Source organism: Streptomyces griseicoloratus (assembly GCF_014534645.1).
Classification (GTDB): Bacteria; Actinomycetota; Actinomycetes; order Streptomycetales; family Streptomycetaceae; genus Streptomyces; species Streptomyces griseicoloratus.
This window is the reverse complement of sequence record NZ_JACVQF010000189.1, coordinates 20063-45432: the sequence shown is the minus strand read 5'-3', so window position 1 is coordinate 45432 and position 25370 is coordinate 20063. Positions and strand designations below refer to the sequence as shown.

Genomic DNA, 25370 nt, shown 5'->3' with positions numbered 1-25370 from the left:
TCCCGGTCCGGGCCCGGCGCGGTGCGGCGCGCGGGCCTGCTGTGCGCGACACGGTACCGCCAACCCGGTGGGGTCAGCCGAGCAGGACCACCTCGACCTCGGCGCCGGGCTCGACGGACTCGGCGTCCTCGGGGACGACGATCAGCGCGTCGGCGTGCGCCAGGGCCGCCACCAGGTGGGATCCGGCCCCGCCGACCGGGGTGACCGTGCCGTCGGCGTAGGTGCCGCGCAGGAACTGGCGGCGTCCCTTCGGCGAGGTCAGCGCCTTGTCGGCGGACAGGGTGGCGGTGGCCGTCGGGCGGTGGACGTCCTTCAGGCCCATGAGGGTGCGGATCGCGGGGCGGACGAACAGCTCGAAGGAGACGTACGACGACACCGGGTTGCCGGGCAGGGCCAGCAGCGGGATGTGGTCGGGGCCGATGGAGCCGAAACCCTGGGGTTTGCCCGGCTGCATGGCCAGCTTGCGGAACTCCACGCCGCTGCCCGGCTCGTCCTCGTCGGCGACGTGCGCCAGCGCCTCCTTGACCACGTCGTAGGCGCCGACGCTCACCCCGCCCGTGGTGACCATCAGGTCGGCGCGGACCAGCTGGTCCTCGATCGTGGACCGCAGTGTGTCGGCGTCGTCGGCGACGGCGCCCACGCGGTAGGCGATCGCGCCGGCGTCGCGGGCGGCGGCGGTCAGGGCGAAGCTGTTGGAGTCGTAGATCTGACCGTGCCCCAGTTCCTCGTCGGGCTGGACGAGTTCGCTGCCGGTGGACAGCACCACCACGCGCGGGCGCGGGCGCACGCGGACCCGGCCGCGGCCGATCGCGGCCAGCAGGGCGATCTGGGGCGGGCCGAGGACCGTGCCGGCCCTGAGGGCGGGGTCGCCGGCCTTGACGTCGCTGCCCTTCGCGCGCACGTGCGCGCGAGCCTCGGCCGGGCGGTACACGTGCACCTCGCCCTCGGCGCCCTCGGGGGCCAGGCTGCGGGCGCGCATGCCGGCGACCGGGCCCTCGCCGAGGCCGCCGTCGGTCCACTCGACGGGGACGACGGTCTCGGCGCCGGGCGGCAGCGGGGCACCGGTCATGATGCGGGCGGCCTGGCCCGGACCCACGGTGGGCGGGTCGGCCCGGCCCGCCGCGACGTCCCCGACGACCTCCAGGACGGCCGGGAACTCCTCGCTCGCGCCCGTGACGTCGGCGACCCGCACCGCGTACCCGTCCATGGAGCTGTTGTCGAACGGCGGCAGGGAGACCGGGACCGTGACGTCGTCGACCAGGACGCAGCCCTGGGCGTCGAGCAGGTTCAGCTCGATGGGTTCGAGGGGGCGGACCGTGGCGAGGACGTCCTCCAGGTGCTCGTCCACCGACCACAGGCGGTCCGGGCCGGAGCGGTCGTCACCGGTGTCGCGGGGCGCGGCGCTGCTCAACGTCGTTACATCTCCTCGGCTACGTAACTGCGAAGCCAGGTCCGGAAGTCCGGGCCCAGGTCCTCACGTTCGCACGCCAGTCTGACAATGGCACGCAGATAGTCGCTGCGGTCACCGGTGTCGTAGCGGCGGCCCTTGAAGACGACGCCGTGCACCGGGCCGCCGACCTTCTCGTCCGCGGCGAGCTGCTGGAGGGCGTCGGTGAGCTGGATCTCGCCGCCGCGGCCGGGCTGGGTGCGGCGCAGTATGTCGAAGACGTGCGGGTCGAGGACGTAGCGGCCGATGACGGCGTAGTTGGAGGGGGCGTCGGCCGCGTCGGGCTTCTCCACCAGACCGCTGACCTTGACGACGTCGCCGTCCTCGGTGGTGTCCACGGCGGCGCATCCGTAGAGGTGGATCTGCTCCGGCGCGACCTCCATGAGGGCGATGACACTGCCGCCGTACTGGGCCTGGACCTCGATCATGCGCTGCAGGAGCGGGTCGCGCGGGTCGATCAGGTCGTCGCCGAGCAGGACCGCGAAGGGCTCGTCGCCGACGTGCGGGGCGGCGCACAGGACCGCGTGGCCGAGGCCCTTGGGGTCGCCCTGGCGGACGTAGTGGATCATCGCGAGGTCGCTGGATTCCTGGACCTTGCCCAGCCGCTCGGTGTCGCCCTTCTTCTCCAGGGCGGACTCCAGCTCGTAGTTGCGGTCGAAGTGGTCCTCCAGGGGGCGCTTGTTGCGGCCCGTCACCATGAGGACGTCGTCGAGGCCCGCGGACACGGCCTCCTCGACCACGTACTGGATCGCCGGCTTGTCCACGACCGGCAGCATCTCCTTGGGAGTGGCCTTGGTGGCCGGGAGGAACCGGGTACCGAGGCCCGCTGCGGGGATGACAGCCTTGCTGATCCTGGGGTGCGACTGAGTCATGCCCGACACCATATCCGGTGCCTTTAGGGAGAATCTGTGGGTCCGGATGATTGACGCTCATATGAGCGCATTGGAACGGTACGGGAGCGACCTTTGAGTCACATCGGACGTGCGGCCGAGCCTGACAAGCGGATGTTGCGGCGGGAGTTCCTCAAGGTGAGGAACAGTTTGCCAGCCGATGACGTGCGGGCGGCAGCGGGTGCGCTGGCCGAGCGGGCGCTCGGTCTGCCGGAGCTGGCACGGGCGCGCACGGTGGCGGCCTACGTGTCCGTGGGCGCCGAGCCGGGCACCCTCGCGCTGCTCGACGCGCTGCGCGCACGAAGCGTGCGCGTCCTGCTGCCCGTGCTGCTGCCCGACAACGACCTGGACTGGGGCACCTATACCGGGGAGGGCTCCCTCGCGCGCGTGGAGCGCGGTGGCCGGATGGCCCTGTTCGAGCCCGCCGGCGAGCGCCTGGGGCCGGACGCGGTGACGGCCGCCGACGTCGTGCTGCTGCCGGGCCTGGCGGTCGACGAGCGCGGGATGCGGCTGGGGCGGGGCGGCGGCTCCTACGACCGGGTCCTCGCGCGTCTGGAGCGGGCGCGGTCGCGTCCCGCGCTGCTGGTGCTGCTGTACGACTCCGAGGTCGTCGCGCACGTCCCCGAGGAGCCCCACGACCGTCCGGTGGACGCGGTGGTGACCCCGTCGGGGGTGCGGCGGTTCCGCTGACCGCCCAGAAGCTCCGGTCGCTCTGGTCACTCCGGTCGCTCCGGTCGCTCCGGACACGGAAAAACGGCCTCCACGCGTGCGTGGAGGCCGTTTCCGTCAGGGGCGCGTGCTCAGGGCTTGAGCACCAGCGTGTCGGTCGTGCCGTCGTCGACCGCCTTCTTCGAGAACGACCACGGCAGCAGCTCGCCCTCGGCCCACTTGTCCGTCTGGTCGGTGTAGTGGGCGCTGTAGGCGTGCCCGGAGGCGCCGGACAGGTTGATCCACCGCGACTTGTCGAGGTCGCCGAGGTTGACCACCATCCGCATGGACGGCACCCACACCACCTCGTAGCCGCCGGCCGCGTTCCAGCCGGTGGCGTTGACCGCCGCCTCGCCGCCGCTGAGCTTCCACGGGCCCCGGTTGAGGGCGTACTTCAGGAAGCCCGGGCCCTCGGTGCCGAGGGTCTGGTTGTTCAGGAACAGGCGGTGCAGCCGGCCCCAGTTCCAGGTGTCGATGTCCTTGCCGAGCTTGGCGGTCAGCTCCCAGCGGGCGTCGACCATGGCGCGCTTGAACAGGTCGTCGCGGTTGTCGGCGCCCTTGCGGGTGCCGGACTTGGGCGTCGTCCACCAGTCGCTGTCGGGGTCGTCCATGAGGTTGCGGACCACCTCGAACCAGCGGTCGCCGCCGTCCGGCTGCGCCTGGTCGGCGTCCCGCTGACCGCACTCGCGGACCTTGTTCGTCTCGTCCGCGGGCCCGGTGGTGTTGACCGGGTCGACCCACAGGCACTGGCCCTCGACCCGCAGCTCCTTGGGCAGCTTGTTGCCGAAGGCGAGCTTGAGGATGTTGCGCCAGACGGCGTTGAAGTAGGCGGCCGCCGCCGAGTCGGCGTCCTGGGTGTAGTCCCAGCCCTCCAGAAGCTTCTGCGCCTGGCGGACGTCCTTGTCCTCGACGTCGATCTTCAGCAGCTGGGGCACGAGCAGCTTGGCGATCTCGCTGCTGTTGTCCAGCTGCATCTGGCGCATGTCGTCGGTGGAGATCTTGCCGCCGTCCTTGATCTTCTGCTCGATCAGGGAGGTGATGCGCTGGCTGCGGGTGCCGTAACCCCAGTCCGTGGTCAGCGTGTACGGGTACTTCTCCCCGTCTATCACGGCCTGGTTGGCGGTCACGATGTAGCCGCGGTCGGGGTCGTACTCGTACGGCAGCTCGTCCTGGTCGATGTACTCGCCGGTCCAGCGGTAGTCGGGGTCCCAGCCCGGCGCGGGGACGGAACCGTCGTGCTTCTCCGCGCGCACCGGGATCTTTCCGGGCAGCGTGTAGCCGATGTGGTCGTCGGTGTCGGCGTAGACCAGGTTCTGCGAGGGCACGTCGAACAGGGCGGCGGCCTCGCGGAAGTCCTCCCAGTTCTTCGCCCGGTCCATCGCGAAGACGGCGTCCATCGTGGTGCCCGCCTCCAGCGCGGTCCAGCGCAGGGCGACGCCGTAGCCGTCGCCGCGGTCGGGTGCCGCGGTGTCGACGGTGGCCTTCCGCCCGACCTTCACGAGCTCGTCGTCGCGGTCGGACAGCAGGGGGCCGTTGTTGGTCTCGCGGACGACGATCTTCTTGGGCGCTCCGCCGGCGACCTTGATGGTCTCCTCGCGCGTCTTGAAGGGGACCACCTTGCCGTCGTACTGGTAGCCGTCGCCGGTGATCTTCTCCAGGTACAGGTCGGTGACGTCGACGCCGGAGTTGGTCAGGCCCCAGGCGATGTCCTGGTTGTGGCCGATGACCACGCCGGGCATGCCCGCGAAGGTGTAGCCGGAGACGTCGTACTGGCACTTGGCGGAGACCGTGCGGCAGTGCAGGCCCATCTGGTACCAGACGGAGGGCAGCGACGGCGACAGGTGCGGGTCGTTGGCGAGCAGCGGCTTGCCGGTGATGGTGTGCTCGCCGGAGACGACCCAGGAGTTGGAGCCGATGCCGTTGCCGTTCACACCGACGGCGGTGGGCAGGTCGTCCAGGACGTTCTGGAGGGCGGACAGTTGACTCTGCAGGCCGGCGCCCGTGCCCGTTCCTGTGCCGGTGCCCGCTCCCGTACCGAGGCCCGTGCCGGTACCGGTGCCGGTGCCCGTGCCGGTACCGGTGCCCGTGCCGGAGTCCTCGCCGGTGCCGGACGCCCCGCTGCCGTCGAACGTCTGCGTCAGCTCGTCGTACTGGCCGTCCTGGACGATCGCCCCGTTGCGGCTGTACGGGTACGCCGGGTACAGGTCGGCGATCTGCTTGGGGCCGAGCCGGCTGGTCATCAGGGCGCGGTCGACCTCGTCCTGCATGTTGCCGCGCAGGTCCCAGGCCATCGCCTTCAGCCAGGCGACGGAGTCGACCGGGGTCCACGCCTGCGGCTTGTAGTCGTTGGTGAACCCGAGGGCGGCGTACTCCAGGGAGATGTCCGCGCCGTCCTTGCCCTCCAGGTAGGCGTTGACCCCCTTGGCGTACGCCTGGAGGTACTTCTTCGTGGAGGCCGACAGCTTCTTGTCGTACTCCTCCTTCGCCACCCGGTCCCAGCCCAGGGTGCGCAGGAACTCGTCGTTGTCGACCTGGCTCTTGCCGAACATCTCCGACAGGCGCCCGGAGGTCATGTGGCGGCGCACGTCCATCTCGTAGAACCGGTCCTGGGCCTGGACGTAGCCCTGCGCCATGAACAGGTCCTCCTCGGAGGAGGCGTAGATCTGCGGGATGCCGTAGTCGTCGCGCTTGACGTCGACGGGTCCCGACAGGCCCTCCAGCGTGATCGACCCCTCGGTCTGCGGGAAGGAGGCACGGACCGTGCTGATCGACCAGTACGCCCCGTAGGCGAGGCCGCCGATGACGGCCAGTACCAGCACGAGGGCGATCAGGCGCGCTTTGCGCCCCTTTTTCCTGCCGGACTTGCCGGGCTGCTGACCCGAAGAGGCGGTGTTGGTGGGCGGCATCGCTGTCCTTGCTGTCCTAACACGAGCGGCAGGGCGGGCTGTGCTTTCTACTGAGCGCTGGAGCAACCATAGGCGCAGGGCCCGCTGCCCCTTGACGCGGAGTCGGGGAACCGGCGAGCACGGGCGTTCGATCTTGCCAAGCCGAGCGTCAAGAAATCGTCAAGAGTTAGGTAAGGTAACGAAGTAGTTGGCCGCGGGGTCCGCGGCCTCGTGTGCCATGGATGTGCGCCGCGCGTGGGCGCTGTGCGCGCTGTGCGCCAGGGAAGGGAACGGCCGCTGACTGTCCACCACCTCAACCAGCTCCTGCTCGTCTGCTCGCTCGTCCTGCTCATCGCCGTCGCGGCGGTCCGGATCTCCTCGCGCAGCGGGCTCCCCAGCCTGCTCGTCTACCTGGCCATCGGCATCGCCATGGGCCAGGACGGCATCGGCGACATCCAGTTCGACGACGCCGAACTGGTCCAGGTCATCGGGTACGGCGCCCTGGTCGTGATCCTGGCCGAAGGCGGTCTGGGCACGAAGTGGAAGGAGATCAAACCGGCCCTGCCGGCCGCCTCGGCACTCGCGCTGGCCGGGGTCGCGGTGAGCGTCGGGGTGACGGCGGCGGGCGCGCACTACCTGACCGGGCTGGAGTGGCGGCAGGCGCTGATCGTCGGCGCGGTGGTGTCCTCCACGGACGCGGCGGCGGTCTTCTCGGTGCTGCGCAGGATCCCCCTGCCCTCGCGCATAACGGGCACGCTGGAAGCCGAGTCCGGCTTCAACGACGCCCCGGTGGTCATCCTCGTGGTCGCCTTCTCCACGGCCGGCCCGATGGAGCACTGGTACGTGCTGCTGGGCGAGATCGCCCTGGAGCTGGCCATCGGCGCGGCCATCGGCCTCGCGGTGGGCTGGCTGGGCTCGTGGGGGCTCAGGCACGTGGCGCTGCCGGCCTCCGGCCTCTACCCGATCGCCGTCATGGCGATCGCCGTCTCCGCCTACGCGGCCGGCGCCCTCGCCCACGGCAGCGGCTTCCTCGCCGTCTACCTCGCCTCGATGGTCATGGGCAACGCCAGGCTGCCGCACTGGCCCGCGACGCGCGGTTTCGCCGACGGGCTCGGCTGGCTCGCCCAGATCGGCATGTTCGTGCTGCTCGGCCTGCTGGTCACCCCGCACGAACTGGGCGACGACATCGTGCCCGCCCTCCTGATCGGACTGGTGCTCACCATGGTCGCCCGTCCGCTGAGCGTCGTGCTGTGCCTGGTCCCGTTCCGGGTGCCGTGGCAGGAGCAGACCCTGATGTCCTGGGCGGGACTGCGCGGCGCCGTGCCCATCATCCTGGCGACCATCCCCATGGTCGAGGGCGTCGCGGGCAGCCGCCGTATCTTCAACATCGTCTTCGTCCTCGTCTGCATCTACACCCTGGTCCAGGGGCCGACCCTGCCCTGGCTCGCCCGCAAGCTGCGCCTGGGCAAGAGCGACGAGGCCGCCGACCTCGGGATCGAGTCGGCGCCCCTGGAGCGGCTGCGCGGCCATCTGCTGTCCGTCACGATCCCCGAGGGGTCGCGGATGCACGGCGTCGAGATCAGCGAGCTGCGGCTGCCGGCCGGGGCCGCCGTCACGCTGGTCGTCCGCGAGGGGAAGTCGTTCGTCCCCCTGCCGACGACGGGACTGCGGCGCGGCGACGAGCTCCTCGTGGTCGCCACGGATCCCGTGCGCGACGCCGCCGAGGCGCGGCTGCGCGCGGTCGGCCGCGGCGGCAAGCTCGCCGGCTGGCTGGGGACCACCGGCAACGGGAACGGCATTCGCAGGTGAGCGCGGCGGGCGTGCTCGCTTTCACAGGGCACGCCCCATTGATCCCTGTACGATGAAGGCGTCACCTGATCGAACCAACTCTGCCTGACGCAGAGCTGGCGCGACCGTATGGCGGCCGGAACGCCCCCTTCCGCACCGGGCCCCGGTATCTACCGCAGTCCGCGCAAGAGGACAGCTCTCGGCGCTCCCCGCACGGTGACCAGCCACAACAGGGGTCGGCGCTACCAGGCGGCAGAAAGGCACGGGCCGTGGCATCCACGGTCACCCCGTCGAAGAAGCCGAAGGAGCCGGCGAACACGCCGGAAGGGTCGGCGAACGCGCCGGAGGAGCGGCAGCACACCGCGCCCGCCTCCTCCCGCCCCGGATACGGACAGCTGCTGCGCACCCGCGGCGCCTGGACGTTCCTGCTGCCCGGCTTCGCGGCACGCCAGCCGTTCGCCATGCTGACGATCTCCATCGTGCTGCTGGTGCAGCACACCACCGGCTCCTACGGTGCCGCGGGCGCCGCCGCGGCCGTCACCGGCGTCTCCATGGCCCTGTTCGCCCCCTACAGCGGCCGGCTCGCCGACCGCTACGGGCAGCGGGCCGTCCTGCTGCCCGGCGTGCTCGTGCACGCCCTGTCGGGCCTGACCCTGACGGCCCTGGCGCTCGCCGGCGCTCCCCTGTGGGCGCTGTTCGCGGCGGCCGTGCCGACGGGTGCCTCGGTGCCGCAGATCGGTCCCATGGTCCGGGCCCGCTGGGGCGTGAAGCTCAAGGGCTCGCCCCTGATGAGCACGGCCGCGGCCTTCGAGTCCGTCACGGACGAGCTGACCTTCGTCCTCGGCCCGCTGGTCGCCACCGCCCTGTGCACGGCCGTGGACCCGGCCGCCGGCCTGGTCACCGAGGCCGCCCTGACGCTGGTCGGTGGTCTGCTGTTCGCCGCGCAGAAGAGCACGCAGCCGCGGGTCGGCGGCGCCGACGGCGACCACGCGCGCGTGGAGCACGTCTCGGCCCTGCGCGTCCCCGGGGTGCGCGTGCTGATCGTGACCTTCCTGGGCATCGGCTCCGTCTTCGGCGGCATGCAGGTCTCGCTGGCCGCGTTCACCGAGTCGATCGGCGAGCCCGGCCTGAACGGCGTCCTGTACGGCGTCTTCGCCGCGGGCAACATGCTCTCCGGCCTCGCCTGCGGTGCCATCGCCTGGAAGGCCGCCCCGCAGCAGCGTCTCCTCGTCGGCTACACCGCCCTCGCGCTGACCGCCTCCGGCCTGTGGGCCGCGCACTCGGTGCTCGTCCTGGCCGGCCTCGGCCTGCTCGTCGGCATGTGCATCGCCCCGGCCCTGGTCACCGGCTACACCCTGGTCGATGACCTGGTCCCCGCCCGCGCCCGAACCGAGGCGTTCACCTGGCTGACCGGCGCCGTCGCCCTGGGCCAGGCGGCCGCCGTCACGGTCGCCGGACAACTGGAGGACCGGTTCCGGGACGGCGCCGGGTTCCTGGTGCCGATGGGCGGCACGGTGCTGGCGCTGGCGGTCCTGGTGGCGCTGCGGTCGCGGCTCGCGGCGCGGCCCGGCGGCCGTACCGTCGCGCGTGGCGTCGGTCACCGCTCCCCCGCCGCAGTGGACTGATCCCTCGGAATACGTCAGTATGGACCGTCGTTAGCACTCATTGAGTGAGAGTGCCAGGAGGAACACAGTGCCGACCTATCAGTACCAGTGCACCGAGTGCGGCGAGGGCCTCGAGGCGGTGCAGAAGTTCACCGACGACGCCCTGACCGAGTGCCCGAACTGCAAGGGCCGCCTGAAGAAGGTGTTCTCGGCCGTCGGCATTGTCTTCAAGGGCTCCGGCTTCTACCGCAACGACAGCCGCGGCGCCTCGTCCAGCAGCTCGCCGGCCTCGTCGTCGAAGTCCTCGTCCTCGTCGACGTCCTCCTCGGACTCGGGTTCGTCGTCGGGCTCCGGCTCCGCCGGCTCCACCACCAGCAGCAGCACCGCCGCGTAACCCTCTTCGCTTCAGGGACCCGGCCGGTCCCACGGGACCCTGTCGTCGCCGGACGACAGGGTCTTCGGCGTACACGGGTTCGCCCCGGGAGCTAGGGTTTCGGGCATGGCGAACAAGGTGAACGCCGAGATCGGCGTGATCGGCGGCTCCGGTTTCTACTCGTTCCTCGACGACGTGACCGAGGTCCAGGTGGACACGCCCTACGGGCCGCCCAGCGACTCCCTCTTCCTCGGTGAGGTCGCCGGCCGGCGGGTTGCCTTCCTCCCCCGGCACGGCCGCGGCCACCACCTGCCGCCGCACCGGATCAACTACCGGGCCAACCTGTGGGCGCTCAGGTCGGCCGGCGTGCGCCAGGTCCTCGGCCCCTGCGCGGTCGGCGGCCTGCAGCCCGAGTACGGGCCGGGCACGCTGCTGGTGCCGGACCAGTTCGTCGACCGGACCAAGTCCCGCGCGCAGACGTACTTCGACGGGCTGCCGCTGCCCGACGGCACCATGCCGAACGTGGTGCACGTGTCGCTGGCCGACCCCTACTGCCCGGCCGGCCGGGCCGCCGCGCTGAAGGCGGCTCGGGGCCAGGACTGGGAGCCGGTGGACGGCGGCACCCTGGTCGTGGTCGAGGGGCCGCGCTTCTCGACCCGCGCCGAGTCGCTGTGGCACCGGGCGCAGGGCTGGTCGGTGGTGGGCATGACCGGGCATCCGGAGGCGGCACTCGCCCGTGAGCTGGAGCTCTGCTACACGTCGCTGACCCTCGTCACCGACCTCGACGCCGGCGCGGAGAGCGGCGAGGGCGTCTCGCACGAGGAGGTGCTGCGGGTGTTCGCCGCGAACGTGGACCGGCTGCGGGGCGTGCTGTTCGACGCGGTGGCCGCGCTGCCGGCGACCGGGGAGCGGGACTGCCCGTGCGCGACGGCGCTGGGCGGCATGGATCCGGGGATCGCGCTGCCGTGATCGCGCGGCCGTGGCGGGCGGGGAATCTCTCGTTCGGGTGAGGGAGTTGTCCACAACCCGTCGGTAGCACACGGGCTCCGGCGGGCGGTGGCGCGAGGCCGCATCGTGGAGATCGCCAGCCGGTCCGGGTGGGCCGGACTCTCGTCGCAGCAGGTGGTGATCGCCGTGTCCTTCCTTCCCTCGTCCCCGTCCGCTCCTTCCCCCTCCCCGTCCCCGTCCCCGTCCTCGTCCTCTCCTTCCCCCTCCCCGTCCTCGTCCCCGTCCTGGTCGCTTTCCCCGATTCCGTCGTACTCCCCGTCCTCCGCCCTGTCCGCCCTGTCCGCCCTCTCCCCTCGTCCGCCCGGCACCGACGCTCCGCCCACGTGCGAGGTGCCGCACTTCGCGCCCGTGCGGGTGGGCGGCGGATGTCACCGGCTGCGGCGGCTCGTCCGGCACCGGCGGCGGGCCGTGGCCGCCGGGCTCGCCGTCACCGCGGCGGCGCTGGTGGCGGCCGGCCCCCACCCCGGCGCCGGCGCACAGGACGCCCAGCGGGCACGTGGGCATCCGGCGACCGCGACCGACCGGGTGCGCGAGCGGCACCCCGCGGAACTGGTGGCGGCGCCGGTCCGGATCGCCGACGCGGCCACGGTGCGGCTGCTCAGCCCCGGCGACCGGGTCGACGTCATCGCCGCCCGGGACGGCGCCACGGGCGGCGGCACCTCCGTGGTCGCGCGCGGTGTACGGGTGACGGAGGTGCCGGAGGTCCCGGAGTCGACCGGTGGGAGCGGGGCGCTGGTCGTGCTCTCGGTGCCGCGCGCCACCGCGCCCCGGCTGGTCGGCGCCGGTACGACGGCACAGTTGGCGGTGACGCTGTGCTGAGCCTGTCAAGTCCCTCGATCGAGGGACCGAATTGGACAGGGTGGCCCAACGCTGACGTAGGTTGCGGAGCGTTTTGTTCCATAACCTGTTCATGCGAGGAGTGGCCCCGAGGTGAGCGAGAAGAAGGAGCCGGGCGTCTGGCAGGGCTTCAAGGCCTTCCTGATGCGCGGGAACGTCGTCGACCTGGCGGTGGCGGTGGTCATCGGTGCCGCCTTCACCAACATCGTCAACTCGGTGGTGAAGGGCGTCATCAACCCGCTGGTCGGCGCCTTCGGCACCCAGAGCCTGGACAGCTACAGCTCCTGCCTCAAGGGCCCGTGCACCGGCACCGGCGACAGCGCCACGGGTGTCCGGATCCTGTGGGGCTCGGTGCTCGGGGCGACGCTCACGTTCCTGATCACCGCGGCCGTCGTCTACTTCCTGATGGTCCTGCCCATGTCGAAGTACCTGGCCCGGCAGGAAGCACGCCGCAAGGCCAAGGAGGGCACGCAGGAGGTCGTCGAGGTGAGCGAGCTGGAGGTGCTCAAGGAGATCCGCGACGCGCTGGTCGCCCAGCGCGGTTCGGGCCACGACCGGCCGTAGCGCCGGCGGCGCGGCGCCGGCCACCGGCGGCGGCCGGCAGGGCTCACAGGTGGTGGGGCGGCTTCTCGTCGAGGAAGCGCTTGAGGTCGGCCGCGCTGTCGCCCTCGGCCCGCTCGCCCCAGCCGCGGTCGGTGTCGTCCGAGGACTGCTGGTCCAGCGGGTCGTCGAAGACCAGCGCGGGCTTCGGCGCGCGGGGCTCGGAGTCGGGTTCGGGGGCGGTGCTCATGCGTCCAGGGTACGGCCCTCCGGGTGATCGCAGCCCCGGCCGCCCGGCCGCCTCCCCCGCGGACGGAGCCGCCCACAGGCACATCCGTGCCGGGTCTGCTGTGCTGGGGATCATGATGTCCAGTCCGACTCCCGGCGCGTCCTCCGGCCCGTCCGACGCCCACAGGCCGCTGCGCAGGCTCACGGCCCGCGCCCGCCACGAGGCGCACCGTGTCACCTCGTCGCTGGAGCTCTTCTTCGACCTGTGCTTCGTCGTGGCCGTCGCCCAGGCGGGCGTCCAGCTGGTGCACGCCGTCGCCGAGGGGCACGCGGGTGAGGGGATCCTCAACTACGCGATGGTCTTCTTCGCCATCTGGTGGGCGTGGATGAACTTCACCTGGTTCGCCTCGGCGTACGACAACGACGACGTGCTGTACCGGATCGTCACCCTGGTGCAGATCTCCGGCGCCCTGGTCCTGGCGGCGGGGGTCTCCCGGGCCTTCGACAACCACGACTTCCTGGCCGTGTGGCTGGGCTACGCCATCATGCGGGTCGCCTTGTCGGCGCAGTGGCTGCGAGCGGCGCGGGCGAGCCGGCCTCCGGAGCGCACCATGGCCCTGCGGTACGCCGGCGGCGTGCTGGTCTGCCAGGTCGGCTGGCTGGGGCTGGTGCTCCTGCCGGAGCACGGCAGGCCGTGGCTCTTCCTGGCGATGGCCCTGCTGGAGATGTGCGTGCCGATGTATGCGGAAAGAAAGCACATGTCGGCCTGGCATCCGCACCACATCTCCGAGCGGTACGGGCTGTTCACGATCATCGTGCTCGGCGAGACCGTCGCGGCGGCCACGGTCGCGGTGAAGTCGGGCATCGACGAGAACGACGCCCTCGGCGAAGTGCTGCCGATCGCGGCGGGCGGGCTGCTGATCGTCTTCTCCGCCTGGTGGATCTACTTCGTGGTGCCCGTCCACGGCCGTCTGCGCTCCAGCAGACAGGCGTTCGTGTGGGGCTACGGCCACTACCTGGTGTTCGCGGCGGCGGCCGCGATCGGGGCGGGCCTGGAGGTGGCGGTGGAACAGGCGGTCGGCAAGGCGCACATCTCCACCCTGGCGGCGGCGGCCGCGGTGACCCTGCCGACGGCGCTGTACCTGCTCACGGTGTGGCTGCTGCACGCGCGCCACTTCAAGGTGGGCATCGCCGAGCAGCTGGTGCTGCCGAGCGCCGCGCTGCTGGTGATCTGCTGCACGTTCCTCGGCGACTGGGCGGTACTGGTGGCGGGGATCGTGCTGGCGCTGACGGTGGCTGCCGGTGTGGCGCTGACCGCGCGCCGGCTGCGTCCGGCGGGACGCACCGCGGCGCCGGCCGGCTGATGCCGCCGAGGGTGCCGGTGGCTGGACGACACTGGCGGCATGACAGTTGACGCATTGACGGACGTCGCCGGCGTGCGGGTGGGGCATGCGACGCGCACCGGCGACGGGTGGCTCACGGGCACGACGGTGGTGCTGGCGCCGGAGGGCGGGGCGGTCGCCGCCGTGGACGTGCGCGGTGGCGGTCCCGGCACCAAGGAGACCGACGCGCTCGACCCGCGCAACGTGGTGCAGAAGATCGAGGCGGTGGTGCTGACCGGCGGCAGCGCGTACGGGCTCGACGCGGCGTCCGGGGTGATGGCCTGGCTGGAGGAGCGGGGGCGCGGGGTGCGGGTCGGGCCGGATCCGGCGCACGTCGTGCCGGTGGTGCCCGCCGCCTGCGTCTTCGACCTGGGGCGCGGCGGCGACTTCCGGGCGCGGCCGGACGCGGCCACCGGGCGGGCCGCGGTCGAGGCGGCCGACGCGAGCGCGGCCGGCGCCCGGGTACCGGAGGGCTGCGTCGGTGCGGGTACCGGGGCCGTGGTCGGGGCGCTGAAGGGCGGGATCGGCACGGCGAGCACGGTGCTGGAGTCGGGGATCACGGTGGCGGCGCTGGTGGTGGCCAACGCGGCGGGATCGGCGGTGGATCCGGAGACGGGGGTGCTGTACGGGGAGCTGTTCCGGGGCCGGCGGGTGGCGTATCCGGAGCGGGGCGTCCACGAGTCCGCGCGGCGGCGTCTCGCCGAGGCCGCGGCGAGGAACGCGCCGCCTCCGCTCAACACCACGCTCGCCGTGGTGGCCACCGACGCCGGGCTGTCCAGGGCGCAGGCGCAGAAGCTGGCCGGTACGGCGCACGACGGCATCGCGCGTGCCGTCCGGCCGGTGCACCTGCTCAACGACGGGGACACGGTGTTCGCGCTGGCCACCGGGGAGCGGCCGCTGGACGACGGGCGGCCGCTCGCGCTGAACGACGTTCTGGCGGCGGGCGCCGACATGGTGACGCGCGCGATCGTGCGGGCCGTGCGGGCCGCCGAGCCGGTGGACGGGCCGGGCGGGGCCTGGCCGTCGTACGGGGAGTTGTACGGGTAGCCGGGCAGCCCGCCGGCTGTCCGGGCGGGCGCACGGGGCGTCCAAGTACGCCCGGGTGGCGGTCGATTGTCGCGGTTCTGTCACGTACCGGCGTTCCGCGCGGCCGGCGGGAACCTCGCCGGCCGCCGGTTCCCTCTTCAGGGCTGTAAGTGGACGACACACTTCACCCGAACCTGGAGCAGCCCGTGACAACGCCGGACATAGCAGCGCGGCGCGTACTGGGGGCCTGTGCCGCCCTGGTGGTCGGCGCCCTCACCCTCACCGCGTGCGGCGGCAGCGCCAACGCGGACGACAAGAAGGACGACAAGGGCGGCGGGGACTCCGTCAAGACCTCCGTCGCGAAGATCGCCATCTCGGCGAAGGACGGGTCCACCGGCGCGTCGATCAACAGGACCGGCGTCAAGGTCAGCGACGGCACGCTGACCGAGGTGAAGATGACGGTGGCGGAGACGGGTGCCGCCGTGCCGGGCTCGGTCACCGGCGACGGCCGGAGCTGGAAGCCGAAGGAGCAGCTGGAGCGGGGGACGAAGTACCGGATCACGGCCACCGCGAAGGACGCGAACGGGCGGACGGCCGCCGCCGACTCGATCTTCACCACCGTCTCCCCGGCCAACAGCTTCATCGGCACCTACACCCCGGACGGCGGGACCACGGTCGGCGTCGGGATGCCGGTGTCGTTCACGTTCGACAAGGCGATCAGCGACCGGAAGGCCGTGCAGTCGCACATCACGGTCACCTCCAGCAGCGGACAGCAGGTGGTCGGGCACTGGTTCGGGTCGCAGCGGCTCGACTTCCGGCCCCAGGAGTACTGGAAGTCCGGCTCCAAGGTCTCGGTGAAGATCGACCTGGACGGGGTGGAGGGCGCGAACGGCGTCTACGGCGTGCAGAAGAAGACCGTCACCTTCACCGTGGGCCGCTCGCAGGTCTCCACGGTCGACGCGAACACCCAGACCATGACGGTCGTGCGCGACGGCAGGACGATCGAGTCGGTCCCGATCTCGGCGGGCAGCGCGGAGAACCCCACGTACAACGGGCAGATGGTGATCTCCGAGAAGTCCCTGCAGACGCACATGGACGGCTCGACGGTCGGCTTCGGCGGCGAGTACGACATCCCGGACGTACCGCATGCGATGCGGCTGACCCGGTCCGGCACCTTCCTCCACGGCAACTACTGGTACAACCCGGGCAATCCGCCCTTCGGGCGCCAGGGCACCAGTCACGGCTGCGTCGGACTGCGGGACGTCCAGGGCGGGCAGGGCGACACTCCGGGCAAGCGGTTCTACGACAGCTCGCTCATCGGGGACGTGGTGATCGTCAAGAACTCCCCCGACGGCACGGTCGCACCGGACAACGGCCTCAACGGCTGGAACATGGCGTGGAGCGAATGGGTCGCCGGAAGCGCCGTCTGAGCAGCGGATTTTGACGATTCGTCGGGTCGCGCGGGAACTTCTCGCGCGGCCCGCGCGTTTTTCATGCGTACGTTTTCTCGGTTCCCGGACATGATGTCCGACCGAGGGGCTACGGTATGCACCCACTAGGTGACATGCAGCAACGCCGGGAGAAACCTTGAGCGTTCCGTACGAGACGGCAGCGTACGAACCACCCGAGTCGCCCGAGTCTCCGGAGGAGCACCTCGCGCGACTGCTCGGCCGCGCACTGAACTCGTTCGAGCTGCCCGACGAGACGATACGGCAACTGGACTGCGCGCTGGCGCACGACGGTTCGCTGCACTCCGCGCACCACAGCGCGGGACTGCACCGCGAGACGTACCGGCACACGTGGCTGCTGGCCGACGGCTCGGCGCTCACGCTCTGGGAGCTCGTCCACAACACCGCCCCGGGCAGCGAGCCGCAGCACGAGGTGTACGTGGACGAGGAGGAGCTGCGCGCCGCCACCGCCCGGCTGCCGCTGCCGCCGGACGCCCCGGACTTCGAGCTGCCGGTGCTGGTCCAGCTGTCGCCGATCCCCGCGCCGCCACACACCTATGTGCGGGGCGGCTCGGCGGACCACGCCCGCCGGCTGCTGCGCCGCGCGGAGAACGCGGACCGGCCGGGCGCCGACGTGGCCGCGCTGCTGGCCACGGCGACCGCGCACCAGATCACCCAGGCCTTCGGCCGCCCCGGCCGCACGGGCCGCGCGGGGCTCAGCTTCTCGCTCTACGAGCACGCGTTCCTGCTGAGCGACGGCGAGGAGGTCTCCCTCTGGGAGGTCGAGCACACGGCGACGCCCGACGGGCGGCACATGTGCGAGGTGTACGTGAGCGAGGACGCCGCCCACCAGGCGATGGACCGGCGGGCCGCGCAGGTCTCCTGACCGGCCCCGCCGCGTGGGAGACCGCCCGGCCTTGTCCCGTGGGAAGCCGTCGGGCCCGGTCCGGTGGGAAGCCGCGCCGCCGGGCCCGGTCCCATGAGAAGCCGCCGGGCCGGATCCCGTGAGGAACCGGCCCGGCGGCCTCCGCCCTTCGCTTCGCCCTGAGTTCTCTTGCGTTCCCTTGGGCGGCCACCGGCTGCTTATGCCGCCACCGGCTGCTTCGCCTCCGCCGCCGAGGCCGCGGGGCCCTGGCCGGGCGCGGGTGCCACCGCTCCCGGCACCGGCTTGCGCAGGCCCTTGAGGACGATCACCAGCGCGGTGGTGACGCAGACGCCCGCCGCGATGGCGACCAGGTAGAGCAGCGGGTTGCCGATCAGCGGGACCACGAAGATGCCGCCGTGCGGGGCGCGCAGCGTCGCCTCGAAGGTCATAGACAGCGCACCGGTGACCGCACCGCCCACCATCGAGGAGGGGATCACCCGCAGCGGGTCGGCCGCCGCGAACGGGATCGCGCCCTCGGAGATGAAGGAGGCGCCGAGGACCCAGGCCGCCTTGCCGTTCTCGCGCTCGGCGGCGTTGAAGAGCCTGCCGCGCACGGTCGTCGCCAGCGCCATCGCCAGCGGCGGGACCATACCGGCCGCCATCGCCGCCGCCATGATCTTCATCGCCGAGTCGCTCGGGTCCGAGACCGCGATACCGGCGGTGGCGAAGGTGTAGGCGACCTTGTTGACCGGGCCACCGAGGTCGAAGCACATCATCAGGCCGAGCAGGGCGCCGAGCAGGACCGCGTTGGCGCCGGACAGGCCGTTCAGCCAGTCGGTCATCCCCTTCTGCGCGGAGGCGATGGGTTTGCCGATCACGACGAACATCAGGAACCCGACGATCGCCGAGGAGATCAGCGGGATCACCACCACCGGCATGATGCCGCGCAGGGCCGCCGGGATCCGCACCCGCTGGATCGCCATCACGACGGCACCGGAGATCAGACCGGCCGCGAGACCGCCGAGGAAGCCCGCGTTGATCGTCAGCGCGATCGAGCCGCCGACGAAGCCGGGGACGAGGCCCGGGCGGTCGGCCATGCCGTAGGCGATGTAGCCGGCCAGGACCGGGACGAGGAAGGCGAACGCCACCCCGCCGATCTGGAACAGCAGCGCCGCCCAGCTGTCTGCTTGCGTCCACACGAAGTGGTCCGTCACCGACGGCGCCTTGTTGATGTCGTAGCCGCCGATGGCGAAGCCGAGCGCGATGAGCAGGCCGCCCGCCGCGACGAACGGCACCATGTAACTGACGCCCGACATGAGCCATTTGCGGAGCTTCGTCCCGTAGCCCTCGCCGGACTCGCCGGTGCGCTCGACGGGCGTGCCGGCGGAGCCGGCCGCGGTGACCTCGCCGCGCGCCGCCTTCCCGCGGACCTCGGCGATCAGCTCGCCGGGCCGGTTGATGGCCGCCTTCACGCCGGTGTCGACGGTGGGCTTCCCGGCGAAGCGGTCCTTGTCGCGCACGGGCACGTCGTGGGCGAAGATCACGCCGTCGGCCGCCTCGATCGCCGCCGGGTCGAGCCGGGTGAACCCGGCCGAGCCCTGGGTCTCGACGAGGACTTCGACGCCTGCCTCGCGGCCCGCGTTCTCCAGCGACTCGGCCGCCATATAGGTGTGCGCGATGCCGGTGGGGCAGGACGTGACGGCGACGATACGGAACGGGCGTGCGGTCTCCGCCGAGGGCGGCGGCGTGCCGGTGCTGCCCGTGGCGGCGTCGGCGGAGGCCGCCGCCGACGCCGCCACGGAGTCTTCGGTACCCGCCGGCCCGGAGTCGCCGGCCGCAGGCTCGGAGTCCCCGGCCGCCGGTCCGGTCGCGTCCGCCGGGGATGCGGTGACGTCCGCCGGGGATGCCTCCCCGCGGATCAGCGCGGCCGCGGTGCCGGCGTCCCGCACCGCCCGCAGCGCCGTGGTGAACTCGTCGTTCATCAGCTGCCGGGCCAGGGAGGACAGGATCGTCAGATGGGCGTCGTCGGCGCCCGCCGGCGCGGCGATCAGGAAGATCAGGTCGGCCGGTCCGTCCGCCGCCCCGAAGTCGATGCCCTCGGCACTGCGCCCGAAGGCGAGCGTCGGTTCGGTGACGTGCTCGCTGCGGCAGTGCGGGATGCCGATGCCGCCGTCGAGGCCGGTCGGCATCTGGGCCTCGCGGGCGGCCACGTCGGCGAGGAAGCCGTCCAGGTCGGTCACCCGGCCCAGGGCCACCATGCGCTCGGCGAGGGCGCGGGCCGCCGCTTCCTTGGTGTCGGCGGACAGGCCGAGATCGACCAGTTCCGCGGTGATCATGTCGCTCATCGCGGGCTCCTTAGCTCGCGTATCGCCCTGACCGGGGGACGGGCGGGGGCGGGGAGGGGGAAGGGGACGGGGGTGTGGGGGGAGGTCATGGCGCCGGCTCCTTCAGCGGGCGGTCCACCGGCACGTCGGCCGTGACGGTCACCGCGTCCGGGTCCAGGTCGGCGGGCGTCGGCATCACGCTCCCGGGCAGCCGGACGGCGGCGGCACCGTGGGCGACGGCGGAGGCGAGCGCCTCCGGCCCGGCGCCGCCCGCGATCAGGAAGCCGGCGAGCGAGGCGTCTCCGGCACCGACGTTGCTGCGCACGGCGTCCACGAGGGCGCTGCCGAACCAGGTGCCCGCGTCGTCCACGAGCAGCTGCCCGTCGGCGCCCAGGCTCGCGAGGACGGCCCGCGCACCCAGCTCGCGCAGCTCCTCGGCGGCCTTCACCGCGTCACCGACCGTGGCCAGCGGCCGTCCGACGGCCTCCGCCAGCTCCTCGGCGTTCGGCTTGACCACGTCGGGCCGCTCGCGCAGGGCCCGGAGCAGGGCGGGTCCGGAGGTGTCCAGGGCGATGCGTACGCCGGCGGCGTGCGCGCGGGCGACCAGCGCGGCGTACCAGGACGGGTCGAGTCCGCGCGGCAGGCTGCCGCAGCAGGCGATCCAGTCCGCGCCGCGCGACTGCCGCCGCACCGTCTCCAGCAGCAGCTCCTGCTCGGCGGCCGACAGCTCGGGGCCGGGCGCGTTGATCTTCGTGAGGACCCCGTCGGCCTCCGCGAGCGCGATGTTGGAGCGGGTGGCACCGGCGACCGGCACCGGGGCGGCCTCGATGCCCTGGGCGTCGAGCAGGTCGGCCACGAGGGCGCCCGGAGCACCGCCCAGGGGCAGCACCGCGACCGTGCGCCGCCCGGCCGCGGTGACCGCGCGCGAGACGTTCACGCCCTTGCCGCCCGGGTCCACGCGTTCGCCGGTGGCGCGGACGACCTCGCCGCGGTCGAGGGAGGGGACCTCGTAGGTGCGGTCCAGGGACGGGTTCGGGGTGACGGTGAGAATCATGCGCGTACTACTTCCGTGCCGCCGCGCTCGATGGCGGCGGCGTCCTCGGGGCTCAGCCCGCTGTCGGTGATCAGCAGGTCCACGTCGCTCAGGTCGCCGAAGCGGGCGAAGTGCTCCTGGCCGTGCTTGGAGGAGTCGGCGAGCAGCACCACGCGGCGGGCGGCCGCCACCGCGGCCCGCTTCACGGCGGCCTCGGCGAGGTCGGGCGTGGTCAGGCCGTGCTCGGCGGAGAAGCCGTTGGCCGCCACCAGGGCCACGTCGGCGCGGATCTCGCCGTACGCGCGCAGCGCCCAGGCGTCCACGGCCGCGCGCGTACGGTGCCGCACGCGCCCTCCGACCAGGTGGAGCTGGATGCCGGGGTGGTCGGCGAGGCGGGCGGCGATGGGCAGGCTGTGGGTGACGACGGTGAGCGAGGCGGCCTGCGGGAGGGCGGCCGCGAGGCGGGCCACCGTCGAACCGGCGTCGAGGATCATCGTGCCCTCGCTCGGCAGTTCCGCCAGGGCGGCCTTGGCGATCCGGTCCTTCTCGTCGGCCGCGGTCGACTCGCGCTCGGCGAGGTCGGGCTCGAAGTCGAGGCGTCCGGCCGGGATCGCTCCGCCGTGCACCCGGCGGAGCAGGCCGGCCCGGTCGAGAGCCTTCAGATCGCGGCGGATGGTCTCGGCCGTCACCTGGAACTCCTCGGCGAGCGAGACCACGTCCACCCGGCCGCCGTCACGGGCGAGGCGGAGGATCTCCTGCTGCCGCTCCGGTGCGTACATGTCCGTTTGCCTCCGACCATGCCCGAACGTGTGGTTTCCCTGGGAGGCTACGCCCGGATTTCGAGAAAGTAAACAGGTTCGGACTCAGGCGGGCATGAACGGGCTTCCCAGATGTCGTCGCGGACGCAGGGGACGGGCCCGGCGGTGAGGCGCCGGGCCCGTCCCCTGTCCGTGTCCCGCGGTGCTCAGGAGACCAGCGCGGCCTCCCGCTCCTCCGCCGGGGACTCGTCCCCGGCTCCCTCGACGTGCTGCGCCGGCCGCTTCGGCAGCGCGAACATCAGCAGGAAGATGGCGCCCATCACCGCCGCCACCCAGCCGAGCGCGTTCTGGAAGGCGTCCACGAAGGCCGGGCCGATGCGGTCGGGGGTCAGGTGGTCGCTCATCGCGCCGAAGAAGACCACCGACACCAGGCCGAGCCCCAGCGCGTTGCCCATCTGCTGCACGGTGTTGATGAGCCCCGACGCCGCACCGGCGTGCTCACGCGGCACCTCGGAGAGCACCGCGTCCGTCAGCGGGGCGACGATCAGCCCCATGCCGACACCCATGACGACCAGGGGCAGCGCCATCTGCCAGGGCTCGATGCCGAGGCCGTAGCGCCCGGACTCCCAGATGTAGAGCAGCACCCCGGCCGCCATCACCAGCGCGCCCGCCTGGAGCACCTTGCGCCCGAAGCGCGGGACGAGCTTCTGCACCGACATCCCGGCCGCCACGGAGACCGCGATGGAGAACGGCACACCGGTCAGACCGGCCCGCAGCGGGCTCCAGCCGAGCCCCTCCTGCATGTACAGCGTCCACACGAGGAAGAAGACGCCGAGCCCGACGCCGAAGACGGTCTGCACGGCGATGCCCGCCGCGAAGCTCTTCACCTTGAACAGCGACAGCTCGACCAGCGGGGAGCCGTCCCGTACGGTCTTGCGCCGCTCGTAGGCCACCAGCGCCGCGAAGACGACGAGCGCGCCGGCCATCGAGACGTACCCCCACAGCGGCCAGCCCAGCTCGCGGCCCCGGGTCAGCGGGTAGATCAGCATCAGCAGGCCGAGGGTGACGAGGGCGACACCCACCAGGTCCAGCTTGAGGGCGCGCGGGGCCTTGGACTCGGTGATGAAACGGCTGCCGAGGACCAGGCCCGCGATGCCGACCGGCAGGTTGATGAGGAAGATCGGCCGCCACTCCAGACCGAACAGGTTCCACTCGGTGAGCAGGGCGCCCAGCAGCGGACCGGAGACGGCGCCCAGTCCGACGATCGCGCCGAACAGCCCGAAGACCTTGCCGCGTTCGTGGGCCGGGAAGGTGGCGTGCACGATCGACAGCACCTGCGGCACCATCAGCGCCGCCATCGCGCCCTGGAGGATGCGGGAGGCGACCAGCATCTCCGGGTTCACGGCGAGGCCGCAGAGCGCGGAGGCGACGGTGAAGCCGCCGATGCCGACGAGGAACACCTTCTTGCGGCCGTGGATGTCGCCGAGCCGCCCGCCGGTGATCAGGCCGGCGGCGAAGGCGAGGGCGTAACCGGCGGTTATCCACTGGATCTGGCTGAAGGTGGCGCCCTCGTCCCGCCGGATCGAGGGGATCGCGATGTTGACGATCGTGACGTCGACGAGGTCCATGAACGCGGCCGTCATCACGATCGCGAGGGCGAACCAGCGCCGGCGGTCACCGACGGCGGGCTGAGCTGGGGGTTGCGAGGTCTCGGAGAAGGACATGACCCGAACCTAGGACCCCAGTAGGTCAGATCATGTCCTAGATCCGCGGCATCCTCGTATCCATGACGACGGACACTCCGGCCCGGCTCCTGACGCTCCTGTCCCTCCTGCAGACGCCCCGCGAATGGCCCGGCGGCGAGCTCGCCGAGCGCCTCGGGGTGTCGCGGCGGACGGTCCGGCGGGACATCGACCGGCTGCGTGAGCTGGGCTACCCGGTCCAGGCGACCATGGGAGCCGACGGCGGCTACCGGCTGGTCGCCGGCAAGGCGATGCCGCCGCTCGTGCTCGACGACGAGGAGGCGGTGGCGATCGCGGTGGGGCTGCGCGCCGGGGCGGGGCACGCGGTCGAGGGCGTGGACGAGGCGTCGGTGCGGGCGCTGGCCAAGCTGGAGCAGGTGCTGCCGGGCCGGCTGCGTCACCGCGTCGCCACGCTCCAGGCCGCCACGACGCCGCTGACCAGCGGGGACGGGCCGAGCATCGCGCCCGAGACGCTGACCGTCATGGCGTCGACGGTGGCCGGGCACGAGCGGCTTCGGTTCGCCTACCGCGCCGGGGACGGCACCGAGTCCCGGCGCCTGACGGAGCCGTACCGGCTGGTGTCGACGGGGCGGCGCTGGTACCTCGTGGCCTACGACCTCGACCGCGACGACTGGCGGACCTTCCGCGTGGACCGGGTGAGCGAGCCGTTCGCCACGGGGGCGCGGTTCGCTCCGCGGGAGCTGCCGACGGGGAGCGCGGCGGAGTTCCTGCGGCGCTCGATGCACCGGCGGAGCGACTCGTACGAGGCCGTCGTCGCGTTCGCCGCGCCGGCCGAGGTCGTCGCGTCACGACTGCGCGGGTGGCTGGGGACGCCGGAGGCGTCGGAGGACGGGGCGTCGTGCGTCCTGCGGGCGACCGTGTCGGACTCACCGGAGTGGCTGGCGGCGCGACTGGCCCTGCTGGGCGTGGAGTTCACGGTACGGGCACCCGCGAGCCTGGTGGAGTGCACCAGACAACTGGCCGCCCGACTGGGCCGCGCGACCGGCGGCGGCGACGCGGTGCCGGGGGCGTGACCCGGGGGGGCGGCGGTTACCGGCGGACGGCGGGGCGCGGCTGGAGACGGGGGCGGGAAGCGACCCGGGCAGGTGGCGCCGGGCCGGGCGCGGCTGCGGGTGGAGGACCACGGGCGGTAGACAGGCCCCCAGGGGTCCGGGCGGGGCGAGCGCGGGGGCCGGCCCCCGGGGCGGGGCGGTCGCAGCGAACTGCGGGGAGCCCGGCCAGTGGTGGGGCGCTGGGGGCCGGTGACCGGACGTCGGGCGCGCGGGCGGAGGTGGGGACCGACGGCGCGGCGCGGTGGGCGTCGTCGGTGCGGTTCCGGGGCCGGCGCCAAAGACGTGCCCGGTGTCATGGCGTCATGTTCGCCCAGCGGAGGGCCCTCAGCGCCTCCAGGTTGCGCAGCGCCGGTTCCAGCGGGCCCCGTCGGGGCTTGCCCGGGGTGTCGTCGCAGGCCCAGTGCTCCACGGCCACGCGGACGGCGGTGCCCGCGGCGGCCGCGGCGAAGCGCAGGTCACAGGAGGCCGCCAGGCGGGCGGCAACGTTGTCGTCGCCCTCGGCCATCCGCTGGGCCAGGGCCTCGGCCAGCGTCAGTTCCGTGGTGTGGCAGACCTCGGCCCACACCTTGCGCAGGGCCGGACTGGTGCCCGCCAGACGGATGAGGGTGCGGGCCCATTCCCAGCCCGGTGCCGACACCCCGGCGCCGGGCGTCAGCGTGTGGCGTACGGCGTGTTCCAGGGCTTGCGGCGGGGACAGCTCGGCCGGTGCCCGGCGCACCGCCTCCGCCCAGCGCTGGGCGCCCATCGCGTAGAGCGGAGCGACCGCCTCTTCCTTGGTGGCGAAGTAACGGTAGAAGGTGCGCGGGGCGATGCCGGCGGCCCGGGCGATGTCCTCGGCGCGGGTGGCGCGCAGTCCCTGGCTCACGAAGAGCCGGGCCGCCGCACGCGCGATCTCCATCCGGGTCTCCGCCTTGCGCCGCTCGGTCAGGGAGGCCGGTCGGGCGGGTGCCTCACCCGGCGTGGACGGGGTGGGGTCTGGGGTGGTGCTACTCACTTCGGCAGGCTATGCCGCTGTGGCAGAATCTGCCATCCGGCGGGCCACCCCGGGGTTCAGGTCCGGGGTGCCCCGCCCCTCGGCCTGCCCGCAACGGCCCTGGAGCTCCGCGAGACATCCGCCACGGACCCGCGGCCGCCCGCGAGAGACCCGCCACGGACCCGCGGCCGCCCGCGAGAGACCCGCCACGGACCGGCGGCTCCGCGAGACCACCCGCCACGACCCGCAGCCCCGCGAGCACCCACTACGAGCCCGCGCCCCCGCGAAACACCCACCACGAACCCGCGGGCCCGCATGAGAGAGGAGCCGGGCCCGGCGCCCGGGGGGAAGGACGCCGAGCCCGGCTCGGGGAGAGTCCCGGCGCCGGGGGGAGTGCGTCGGGACTTGGTTCAGGGGGTCAGGGGCGGTGGCCCCGGA

21 protein-coding genes are annotated in these 25370 nt (G+C 72.8%); 12 read left to right on the top strand and 9 right to left on the bottom strand.

The genetic code is table 11. The annotated features are described in order from the left end of the window. Nucleotides 1–73: 73 nt before the first annotated feature. Both glp and galU read right to left on the bottom strand, forming a co-directional pair. Entirely contained in the window at nt 74–1411 is a 1338-nt protein-coding gene (gene glp, locus H0H10_RS15510) for a molybdotransferase-like divisome protein Glp (RefSeq protein WP_188181534.1), read from the bottom strand. Between the two features lie 5 nt (nt 1412–1416). Further along, nucleotides 1417–2319 (bottom strand): UTP--glucose-1-phosphate uridylyltransferase GalU, encoded by a 903-nt coding sequence (galU, locus tag H0H10_RS15505; RefSeq protein ID WP_188181533.1) that lies wholly within the window; start codon nt 2317–2319, stop codon nt 1417–1419. Nucleotides 2320–2451: 132 nt separating this feature from the next. On the opposite strand from galU, the gene H0H10_RS15500 reads away from it, so the two are divergent. Next, nucleotides 2452–3027: a 5-formyltetrahydrofolate cyclo-ligase gene (locus H0H10_RS15500; protein ID WP_188181642.1), complete on the top strand. Its 576-nt coding sequence runs from the start codon at nt 2452–2454 to the stop codon at nt 3025–3027. Nucleotides 3028–3137: 110 nt separating this feature from the next. On the opposite strand, the gene H0H10_RS15495 is transcribed toward H0H10_RS15500, so the two are convergent. Next, complete coding sequence (locus H0H10_RS15495; protein ID WP_188181532.1) at nt 3138–5951, bottom strand: penicillin acylase family protein; 2814 nt, start codon at nt 5949–5951, stop codon at nt 3138–3140. Nucleotides 5952–6185: 234 nt separating this feature from the next. On the opposite strand from H0H10_RS15495, the gene H0H10_RS15490 reads away from it, so the two are divergent. The 6 genes from H0H10_RS15490 to mscL all read left to right on the top strand — a co-directional run bounded on the left by H0H10_RS15490 (nt 6186) and on the right by mscL (nt 12104). After that, nucleotides 6186–7739, top strand: a complete 1554-nt coding sequence (locus tag H0H10_RS15490) for a potassium/proton antiporter (protein ID WP_373566843.1) — start codon at nt 6186–6188, stop codon at nt 7737–7739. Nucleotides 7740–8113: 374 nt separating this feature from the next. Continuing rightward, on the top strand, nt 8114–9343 hold the full coding sequence (locus tag H0H10_RS15485; protein ID WP_223179951.1) for an MFS transporter: 1230 nt from the start codon (nt 8114–8116) through the stop codon (nt 9341–9343). 67 nt (nt 9344–9410) lie between these two features. Next, nucleotides 9411–9716 (top strand): FmdB family zinc ribbon protein, encoded by a 306-nt coding sequence (locus H0H10_RS15480; RefSeq protein WP_188181530.1) that lies wholly within the window; start codon nt 9411–9413, stop codon nt 9714–9716. Between the two features lie 105 nt (nt 9717–9821). After that, the gene (locus H0H10_RS15475; RefSeq protein ID WP_188181529.1) at nt 9822–10664 is read left to right on the top strand and encodes an S-methyl-5'-thioadenosine phosphorylase; all 843 of its coding nucleotides are present in this window, start codon (nt 9822–9824) and stop codon (nt 10662–10664) included. Between the two features lie 279 nt (nt 10665–10943). Next, complete coding sequence (locus tag H0H10_RS15470) at nt 10944–11522, top strand: CpaB family protein (RefSeq protein ID WP_309141813.1); 579 nt, start codon at nt 10944–10946, stop codon at nt 11520–11522. A 111-nt stretch (nt 11523–11633) separates the two neighbouring features. Beyond that, on the top strand, nt 11634–12104 hold the full coding sequence (gene mscL / locus H0H10_RS15465) for a large conductance mechanosensitive channel protein MscL (protein ID WP_188181528.1): 471 nt from the start codon (nt 11634–11636) through the stop codon (nt 12102–12104). A 43-nt stretch (nt 12105–12147) separates the two neighbouring features. On the opposite strand, the gene H0H10_RS15460 is transcribed toward mscL, so the two are convergent. Beyond that, nucleotides 12148–12330: a hypothetical protein gene (locus tag H0H10_RS15460; protein ID WP_188181527.1), complete on the bottom strand. Its 183-nt coding sequence runs from the start codon at nt 12328–12330 to the stop codon at nt 12148–12150. 112 nt (nt 12331–12442) lie between these two features. Between H0H10_RS15460 and H0H10_RS15455 the strand changes: the two genes are divergently transcribed. From H0H10_RS15455 to H0H10_RS15440, 4 genes are all read left to right on the top strand, one after another. After that, entirely contained in the window at nt 12443–13672 is a 1230-nt protein-coding gene (locus H0H10_RS15455) for a low temperature requirement protein A (protein WP_188181526.1), read from the top strand. Nucleotides 13673–13711: 39 nt separating this feature from the next. Then, a complete protein-coding gene (locus H0H10_RS15450; protein WP_188181525.1) occupies nt 13712–14737 on the top strand; it encodes a P1 family peptidase in 1026 nt (341 codons plus the stop codon). Between the two features lie 185 nt (nt 14738–14922). Next, nucleotides 14923–16146 carry a L,D-transpeptidase gene (locus H0H10_RS15445; protein ID WP_188181524.1) on the top strand — a complete coding sequence of 408 codons (1224 nt, stop codon included), beginning with the start codon at nt 14923–14925 and terminating at the stop codon, nt 16144–16146. A gap of 157 nt (nt 16147–16303) precedes the next feature. Further along, nucleotides 16304–17050, top strand: coding sequence for a DUF6227 family protein (locus H0H10_RS15440; protein ID WP_188181523.1), 747 nt, complete (start codon nt 16304–16306; stop codon nt 17048–17050). Nucleotides 17051–17247: 197 nt separating this feature from the next. Here H0H10_RS15440 and H0H10_RS15435 read toward each other — a convergent pair whose 3' ends face one another. The 4 genes from H0H10_RS15435 to H0H10_RS15420 all read right to left on the bottom strand — a co-directional run bounded on the left by H0H10_RS15435 (nt 17248) and on the right by H0H10_RS15420 (nt 22868). Continuing rightward, on the bottom strand, nt 17248–19374 hold the full coding sequence (locus H0H10_RS15435) for a PTS fructose transporter subunit IIABC (RefSeq protein ID WP_188181522.1): 2127 nt from the start codon (nt 19372–19374) through the stop codon (nt 17248–17250). A gap of 85 nt (nt 19375–19459) precedes the next feature. Continuing rightward, nucleotides 19460–20407 (bottom strand): 1-phosphofructokinase, encoded by a 948-nt coding sequence (pfkB, locus tag H0H10_RS15430; RefSeq protein WP_188181521.1) that lies wholly within the window; start codon nt 20405–20407, stop codon nt 19460–19462. Then, complete coding sequence (locus H0H10_RS15425) at nt 20404–21165, bottom strand: DeoR/GlpR family DNA-binding transcription regulator (RefSeq protein WP_188181520.1); 762 nt, start codon at nt 21163–21165, stop codon at nt 20404–20406. The genes pfkB and H0H10_RS15425 overlap by 4 nt, the downstream gene beginning before the upstream one ends. Before the next feature lie 185 nt (nt 21166–21350). Beyond that, nucleotides 21351–22868 (bottom strand): MFS transporter, encoded by a 1518-nt coding sequence (locus H0H10_RS15420; protein ID WP_188181519.1) that lies wholly within the window; start codon nt 22866–22868, stop codon nt 21351–21353. 62 nt (nt 22869–22930) lie between these two features. Here H0H10_RS15420 and H0H10_RS15415 point away from each other — a divergent pair, with 62 nt between their 5' ends. Further along, complete coding sequence (locus H0H10_RS15415; protein WP_188181518.1) at nt 22931–23920, top strand: helix-turn-helix transcriptional regulator; 990 nt, start codon at nt 22931–22933, stop codon at nt 23918–23920. Nucleotides 23921–24251: 331 nt separating this feature from the next. On the opposite strand, the gene H0H10_RS15410 is transcribed toward H0H10_RS15415, so the two are convergent. Then, entirely contained in the window at nt 24252–24953 is a 702-nt protein-coding gene (locus H0H10_RS15410; protein WP_373566842.1) for a TetR/AcrR family transcriptional regulator, read from the bottom strand. Between the last annotated feature and the right edge of the window lie 417 nt (nt 24954–25370).